Source organism: Paraburkholderia sp. SIMBA_030, assembly GCF_046535245.1.
Classification (GTDB): Bacteria; Pseudomonadota; Gammaproteobacteria; order Burkholderiales; family Burkholderiaceae; genus Paraburkholderia.
On record NZ_JAWRXB010000068.1, the window covers coordinates 1 to 853 of the forward strand.

The 853-nt window shown below is 58.9% G+C and carries 1 protein-coding gene; it reads left to right on the forward strand.

What is annotated here, in order from left to right; genetic code table 11:
• Positions 1–42 precede the first annotated feature (42 nt).
• Entirely contained in the window at positions 43–849 is an 807-nt protein-coding gene (locus tag SB772_RS39030) for an IS5 family transposase (protein ID WP_410838394.1), read from the forward strand.
• Positions 850–853 lie beyond the last annotated feature (4 nt).

An 853-nucleotide genomic window follows, 5' to 3' on the forward strand; every position in this document is an offset into this window, starting at 1 on the left:
AGGGTGTTAGGAACTTTGAGTTAGACCTGGTATCCTGGCGGAATGAAAAAACGCAGGCCATACCCAACGGATGTATCGGATGAAGAGTGGTACTTCGCCGCTCCGTACCTGACCTTGATGAACAAAAACGCGCCGCAGCGGCGCTACGAACTGCGCGAGATGTTCAACGCGCTGCGCTGGATCGTACGTGCGGGTGCGCCGTGGCGTTTGTTGCCAAACGATTTTCCACCGTGGGAACTGGTCTATCAGCAGACCCAGCGCTGGATTCAGGCCGGCTGTTTCGAGGCGATGGTGAATGACCTGCGTTCGATTATCCGGATCGCACAGGAGCGCCGTGGTCAACCCAGCGCGGTCATTCTCGACGGGCGGACCCTGCAGTCGACATGCGAGAGTGGGCCTCGCACCGGTTACGACGGCTACAAACGCAAACGCGGCAGTAAGGTCCACATGGCGGTTGATACTTTGGGGCAGTTGCTTGCTGTGCATGTTACGCCGGCCAACGAACAGGAACGCGCGCAGGTCGGAGAACTGGCGCGTCAGGTTCAGCAGGCCACGGGCCACACGGTCAAGGTGGCGTTCGCCGATCAGGGATATACCGGCGAAGAGCCTGCGCAGGCGGCACTCGACGAAGGGATCGAGCTTCAGGTAATCAAGCTGCCGGAGGCGAAAAAGGGCTTCGTGCTGTTGCCGCGTCGCTGGGTGGTCGAGCGCAGCTTCGGCTGGCTCAACCGGTTTCGCCGACTGGCCAGAGACTACGAACGATTGCCCGAAACCTTGGCTGGCTTGCATTTCGTCGTATTCTCCGTGCTTATGCTTGTTCACTTTGCAGCCCTTAACAAAAGTTCCTAACACC